Here is a 7,136-nt window from a genome sequence, read left to right as displayed (position 1 = left end):
GCTCCGTGGCTTTTGTCGGTGGCCAGGTCATTACCATGAATGGCGATGAAGTGCTGCAGGATGCCGTGGTGCTGGTCACCAACAACAAGATTGCCGCAGTAGGCAGCCGCGATGCCGTCAGTATTCCACGCGGTGCTAAGGTGTATGACATCAGCGGAAAAACCCTGATGCCCGGCCTGTTCGACGCCCATGCCCACGGCGCGCAGGGTGCCAACCAGATCATCCCACAGCAAAACTGGCTGAACTATGCCGGCCTGACCTTTGGCGTCACCAGCATTCACGACCCATCCAACAACACGCGGGAAATTTTTACCGCCAGCGAAATGCAGCAAGCCGGTCATATCGCAGGGCCACGCATTTTCTCGACCGGTGCTATTATTTATGGCGCAGAAATTCCGGGCTTTACCTCGCATATTGACAGTCTAGACGATGCCAAATTTCATTTGCAGCGGTTGCAAAAGGTCGGTGCTTTCACGGTAAAAAGCTACAACCAACCGCGGCGGGATCAGCGCCAGCAGGTGATCCAGGCGGCCCGCGACATGGGCATGATGGTGGTGCCAGAGGGGGGCTCTTTACTGCAGCACAACCTGACCATGCTGGTGGATGGCCATACCACGCTGGAGCATGCCCTGCCCTCGGCCCGGGTGTACGAGGATGTATTGCAATTGTGGGAAGCCAGCAGCATGGCCTACACGCCGACGCTGAACGTCGCTTATGGCGGCATCTGGGGTGAGAACTACTGGTACGATACCACCGAAGTATGGCAGCACCCACGGTTAAGCCGTTACGTGCCGATGGACCGGCTGGCCCCGCGCAGCATGCGGCGGGAAAAAGCACCCGAACATCACTACAACCACTTTGCCGTAGTCGAAACCGCCAAGCAGATGTCGGATCGCGGTATTCTGGCTAATATTGGCGCTCATGGTCAGCGCGAAGGCTTAGGCGCTCACTGGGAAATCTGGATGTTTGCTCAGGGCGGCATGACGCCGCTGGAAGCGCTCAGGACCGCCACCATCAATCCGGCCATTACCTTTGGCATGGACCATCAGTTGGGCAGTATTGAAGTAGGCAAGCTGGCGGACTTGATTGTGATTGACGGTAATCCGCTGGAAAACATCCGGGTCAGTGACAGGGTGCAGTACACCATGGTCAATGGCCGCTTGTTCGATGCCGAGAGCATGAACGAAATCGGCCTGCGCGAGCGAGCCCGTCAGCCGTTTGAGTTTGAACCAAGGCGCTAAAACTAACTTTTTCCTGTTATTTCAAAGGCCAGCTCACACTGGCCTTTTTTATTGTTCAGACACTACGCAAATTACCAACTGACTCCTACACTTTTTAGACAAAAATCGATTCGACAAACCGATCAGGCCGTGGTAAAAAAGCGCAGTTTTTTAACCTGGAACACATTTATGTTAATGAAAAAGTCAGTCCTGGCGCTAAGTCTGGTATTGCTGGCTGGCTGCGGTGGTGGCTCCGGCAACTCAGAACCGCCGCCGCCCCCACCACTAGCCCTGGAAAACTTAAGCCATACCACTAGTCAGCATTGGCTGCCTGTAACCGGCAGTTTTGCCAATGCTCTGTCGACAACCGGCAGTGCGCAGTTACTTCGTATCGAGCAAAACGGACAGGTCGTTCAGCCAGTGCAAGGGCGCTATGCACTCAATGGTGCCTTGCTTGAGGTCGATGGTCTGAACTACCGGTTAACACCGCTTAGCAATCAGACAGTCAGCTTTCGTTATACGCTGCAGCAAGCAGGCCGCCAGGGCAGTGCCACACTGCAGTTAGCTGCCCCCTTGTCGGATCCTCTGGCACCTGAACAGTGGCATCTGGTCAATACCGGACAAACAAGCTACGCCCTGAGCGATAGCTTTCGGGATGCGCTTATCGAAATGCTGATCAATAACCCGGACGAGCCGATGTCACGCAGCCAGGCTACCAGCCTGGTCAATCAACTGTTCAGTGAATACCGCAACCAACTAAGGCCGGGTTTTGATGTCGATCTATTGCCACTTTTTGCAGCAGGGATCTTTGGTCAGGGTTCGGTCAGTGTGGTCGTCGATAGCGGCTTGCAACTGACACATGAAGATTTGGCCGCCAATATCCTGGCCGGTCGCTCGCTCAATCTGGTCGATGGCAGCGCTGATCCATCCCCCGAGCTGGATCTGTCCAGGCCAAATGCAGGCGATCATGGCACCAGTGTTGCTGGAATTATTGCCGCTGAGGGCTGGAATGGTGTTGGTGGACGGGGCGTCGCTCCTAACAGCCTGCTCATGGCCATAAATTTACTGGCCGATGAGTACGCCGGAGGTCTGGATGATGAATGGTTAGTGCATGGTTTAGATGACAGCGTGATCAGTGAGGGCGACAACATCAGTGCTTTTAACCGTAGCTATGGTGTTACTCTGCCGGTGATGCAAGGCTATTCGTTGCTTGAAGAAGAATTGCATCGCTTCAGTGTCGAAGATTTACGTTCTGGCAAAGGAGCACTGAACGTCAAGTCTGCTGGCAATGAGTTTGAATTTTATGGTTACGAAGGCGACTTTTGCCAGCAAAACGGTGCCAATGAGCTAGGTCTTAGCTGCTACAACGCGAATATGGAATCTTCCCAGCAAACCCCTTACTACACCATAGTGGCAGCAATGAACCCCAATGGCCATAAAAGCAGTTACTCCAGCGCAGGCGCCAATTTGGTGCTGACCGCGCCGGCTGGCGAAGATGGCGATCTGCTACCCGCTATTGTCACCGTGGACCTGATGAGCTGCCAGTATGGTTACAGCAGTGAAGCGGCAGCCGCAGGCTTTGACGATGCTATCGGCGACGGTGCTTTTGCCGGTTTTTATCCGTTTGACAGTGGCGCACACCCTGATAACCCACAGTGCAACTATACCTCTCGGTTTAATGGCACCTCCTCCGCTGCACCTATGGTGAGTGGCGTTGCGGCCTTGTTGCTGGAAGCGGAGCCAAGCTTAACCGCCCGCGAATTGCAGCATTTGCTGATTAGCACCGCCAGGCGGGTGCACCCAGAGGATCCGGTGATCCGGCTAAGCCTGCCAAATGGCAGTTTTGAGGCCCATAGCGGCTGGGTTGAAAATGCCGCCGGTTTTGCTTTTAACAACCATTACGGATTCGGCCTGGTTCAAGCAGGCGCTGCTTTTCAACGTTTGCAGCAAGGCAACTGGCAATTACCAGCAAAGCAGTACAGTGCCTGGCATGGTACAGCCCTCTATAGCGATGGCAACCCGGCAAATCTGGCGGTACCGGATCACAGTGCGGCTGGTGTTAGCATGGCGCTAGCCATGCCGGAGCAACTGGTGGTAGAAACGGTACAGCTCAAGTTAACCGTCCGTAACCCGGAACTGCTGGAGTTTGGCCGTATCACTGAGCAAGGCAGCACCCAAACCAGTGCCGGCAATGATCTGGCCGTAGTCCTTATCTCCCCTGCCGGTACCCGTAGCGTACTGCTGGCCTCTCGTCAGGCTTTATTATTGCCGGCTCTGGATGAAGACTGGGCTATACAGGATGGCTATATTCTGAAAGATTCAGTATTTCGCAGTAATGCGTTTTACGGTGAAGCAAGCGCCGGCAACTGGACAGTTGAGGTGTACGATCTTGCGGCCGATAGTTTTGCTGTGCAAGACACCGAGTTTGATTTCGACTGGATTGAAAATAACGCTGAGCTATCCAGACTTGATGGCGCCGCTCTGCGCATTGTTGGCCATAGCAAGGAGTAATGAACGATGACTTTCGCAAAACAACTCTGTGTAATCGTATGCTTCATTGCATTCTCAGCAACCAGTCTTGCTGAAACAACCTTTGGTGCTTACCGGCTGCTGCAGCCGGAGCAAGTGCAGCAGCTAAGCTTGCAGCAAAACCGCCAAAGCAAAGCGCAATTCGCTGCAGCCAGCTCTTCAGCAAATACAGCCTCATTGCAGGGAATGGTGCAAGCGAACAGCCTGGTCATCAATCGCTACAGCGGCAAACCCGGCCGTGTCAGTGGGCAGCTTTTGCTGTTGCTTGAAGACCAGGCAGATATTGTCAGCCTGCTGACTAAGTTCCCGCTGACGGTTCTGCAACAACAACGACAGCTGGTGTTGCTGCAAGCCGACAGCCATACCGATCTGCTGGCACTGCGTGAGCAATTGCTGCAGCTTAGCGAAGTAAAAAGCGTGCGGCTGGATGTGCGCGAACAGCGCTATAAGACCAGATAAAACCTCTTTTTCAAGGCCAAGCATCTGCTGGCCTTTTTATCGCCTGAGGCTATGGTGTCTATTTTTTCTTTATCGGCCAAAGTAGCTAATCTGTCGCTGTCAGTTTGTGATCGCGACTCTTTGGCGTCTCTCCCACACCAATCGCAAAGGATAAAACGCAGCTGATACTGGTGTTCCTGGTTGAAATTCCGCTCAAGGATGAGCTTTTTTACTTATCAGCTTGCAGCAACCGGTTCGATGCCATCAAACAAGCCACACTCACAACGATGGCAATAGCCCCCAGCCACAACACCTCATGGATACTGGTCAGGCGAATGGTCAAGGCGGCCGCCGGCGGCCCCAGCACCAGGCCAATTTTAAACGCCGTGACGCAGAACACGATCAAACGGCCGCTTTTATCCACATCATTAAAAATTGCCATCATAATGGGCACGATAAAGCTCCAGAACACCTGGTAAACAATGGTTGCTACCGCATAGATGGCCCAGGCATGGCTGTCACTCATCCAATACAAGGCAGCGAGACAAGGCAACTGCACAGCGGCTGTGATCAGTAAAGACGCATTCCGACCAATGCTGGCAACAAACCAGCTGGAGAGCATGGAGCCAATGGCACTGATACCAAAACCAACCCCCAGAATAGCGCCCACTTCCGCCACACTGAGCCCGGCATGGACACCAATCCGCTCTAAATAGGCCCAGACGGTACCCTGAGCAAAGTAATAGGCAATGGTGCCGGCAAACACCAGGGCAGCAGCCAGCCAACGGCCTTGCAAATCGATACGAAAAGCGGTTTGTGGTTTCTGATTATCCGGGAAACTGACAAAACTCAGCAGCAAGGCCAGCAATAAAAACAGGTTAAAGCACTGATAAATTCCGGCATAGCCAAAAGGAGCAATCACATAGGGCAACAAGGCAAAACCCAGGGTGCCGAAAATAACCTGAATGGTCACCATCACGGCAAAGGTTTTATCAACCCGGCTTTGGTCTCCCAAGGCTGCCAGCGCAATGGCATAAGACACACCACAGGCAAGCCCTGCACTAAAGCGCAATAGCAGCACCAGCTCGTAACTGCTGACCCAGCTGGTGAGCAGGTTGCAGCCGATAAAAACAGCCAGGCTAAACTGCACAAAACGCAGCCACTGAACACGACGTACCCAAAACAAAGCCGACGCACTGGAGATCAAGATGCCTGCTACCTCCGCCGAGGCCAAAAAACCAACCTGAGCAGTGCTGAACAAACCACTGTCGGTAAAAGCACCGACCAAAAGCGGCATCAAGATGGTCACCGAGGCTCCCATCATTGCAATCAACATCACGCACAGATACTGAGGGAAGTTAAAATCGGTAGCAGCGGCTGGCCGCCAGGTCAGAGACAACATCATCACACTCCTGCAAGCACTCTGGCAAAAAAAAGTGAGGCCTAGGCCTCACTTCGCGGTATTGGCAAGCTGTTAAAAATAACTGTAAGAGAAGCTAAGGCCTATGGTTCTTGGCGTCAGAGCTATGGTTCTGCGACCCAGAATACCAGAGTTCTGATTGGAGACAATGGCATCGCTGTTGGTCAGATTGGTTGCCCAAAGCCGCACGTCCCAGTTGTCTTTACCCAGGCCCAGGTTGGCACTGAAGGTGGTAAAAGACGGATACTGGAAGGTTGCTGCATCCGGGTTATCCTGGCGGTCGTTTTGCACCTGACCGACATAGCGGCCATTCACACTGCCCCACAACGACATGCCATTCTCCAGATCCGCGGTGTAGCGCAGGCCAAAGTTATGTCGCCACTTCGGGTTGCCGCCCAAAGAGCCGCCCTTCATCCAGGTACGGCACTCGTTATTGGCTACACTTTCCTCGTACACACATTTGGTGATGGTTTCATCCCAAGTGCCTTTGGTGGTGGCGCTTGAGTAGGTCAGCATCAGATTATCGGTCAAATAATAGCGCATACTCAGCTCAGCACCGCGGGTCTTGGCATCCGGCCCATTGGTGGTGCCATTGACCGGGAAAAAGTCTTCAATGGTTTGCGAGAAGTACGTCTGCACATTGTTCCATTGAATTTGATAGACGTTGGCTTGCACAAAGAAACCATCGGCTACAAAACCTTTCACCCCAAGCTCAAAGTTGTCGGTGGAGTCCGGCTCATAAAACTGGGCATCTTCTGCTACCGGCCGGCCATTATCTTCCCGAAAGGAGTTGGTACCGCCGCGACGATAGCCCTGCGAATAAGTAAAGTAACCTAAGATCTCATCACTGAAAAAGTAAGCGGTATTGAATTTAAAGAAACTCTCACCGCTGCCACTGCCTTTAAAGTCGCGATCCGAATCAGTCGGGCCCAAGTAATCCCGAATAAAGCCGGAGCCAATATCGGTGTAATTGAACACCCGGGCACCGACCGTCACATTCCATTTATCAGTAATGTCGTAACCTACTTCACCAAAAAAGGCGGTTTCTTTGTACTTGCTGCCTAAATCCTCACGGTAGCCCTCACCCGGGTTGCCACCGGCTGTGGCACGATCAAAACCGAGCCAGGACACCTGGCTGGCGATTTCATCCAGCCGCTCAAACCATTCGGAAAACCTGTAGTTTCGGCGCTGATTGGTGTGGTAGACCCCAAGAATCCAACTCCAGGGTCCCTCAATAGTCGAGGTTAAACGGCTTTCGTGGCTAATGCCGCGGTAGCTGTTATCAAAGGTCATGTAAGCCGAGTCATTGCCATCAGCCAGCGCCAGGCCGGGTACCCAGCCATAGAAGCTGTTCCCGGCACCGGCATAATCGGCCTGACCAACACTACTGTCACGGTAATTGGCGGTACTGCTGCTTAAGGTGGCAAAGCCTAAGTCCCAATCCACATCGATCGAATCCATTTTCAGATCGCGGTCGGCAAACTCTTCAAAGCGTGACACCACAGTGCGGTCATTGTATTGAAACGGCG

Annotated in this window: 5 protein-coding genes; 3 read left to right on the top strand and 2 right to left on the bottom strand. The window is 53.1% G+C overall.

Annotation, left to right across the window (positions count from 1 at the left end):
- From JJU14_RS15785 to JJU14_RS15775, 3 genes are all read left to right on the top strand, one after another.
- The coding region (locus tag JJU14_RS15785) for an amidohydrolase family protein (protein WP_228614681.1) at nucleotides 1-1,241 on the top strand (1,241 nt) is incomplete at its 5' end.
- A 168-nt stretch (nucleotides 1,242-1,409) separates the two neighbouring features.
- Nucleotides 1,410-3,731 carry a S8 family serine peptidase gene (locus JJU14_RS15780; protein ID WP_228614680.1) on the top strand — a complete coding sequence of 774 codons (2,322 nt, stop codon included), beginning with the start codon at nucleotides 1,410-1,412 and terminating at the stop codon, nucleotides 3,729-3,731.
- Nucleotides 3,732-3,737: 6 nt separating this feature from the next.
- A complete protein-coding gene (locus JJU14_RS15775; protein WP_228614679.1) occupies nucleotides 3,738-4,208 on the top strand; it encodes a hypothetical protein in 471 nt (156 codons plus the stop codon).
- Between the two features lie 208 nt (nucleotides 4,209-4,416).
- Here JJU14_RS15775 and JJU14_RS15770 read toward each other — a convergent pair whose 3' ends face one another.
- Together JJU14_RS15770 and JJU14_RS15765 are read right to left on the bottom strand one after the other, a co-directional pair.
- Complete coding sequence (locus tag JJU14_RS15770; protein ID WP_228614678.1) at nucleotides 4,417-5,589, bottom strand: MFS transporter; 1,173 nt, start codon at nucleotides 5,587-5,589, stop codon at nucleotides 4,417-4,419.
- 72 nt (nucleotides 5,590-5,661) lie between these two features.
- On the bottom strand, nucleotides 5,662-7,136 hold a 1,475-nt coding region (locus tag JJU14_RS15765), incomplete at its 5' end, for a TonB-dependent receptor (protein ID WP_228614677.1).

It is taken from the genome of Alkalimonas sp., from assembly GCF_020831925.1.
In the GTDB taxonomy this organism is placed as follows: Bacteria; Pseudomonadota; Gammaproteobacteria; order Enterobacterales; family Alteromonadaceae; genus Alkalimonas.
Note: the sequence above shows the minus strand (reverse complement) of the source record. Positions and strands in the feature narration are given on the sequence as shown.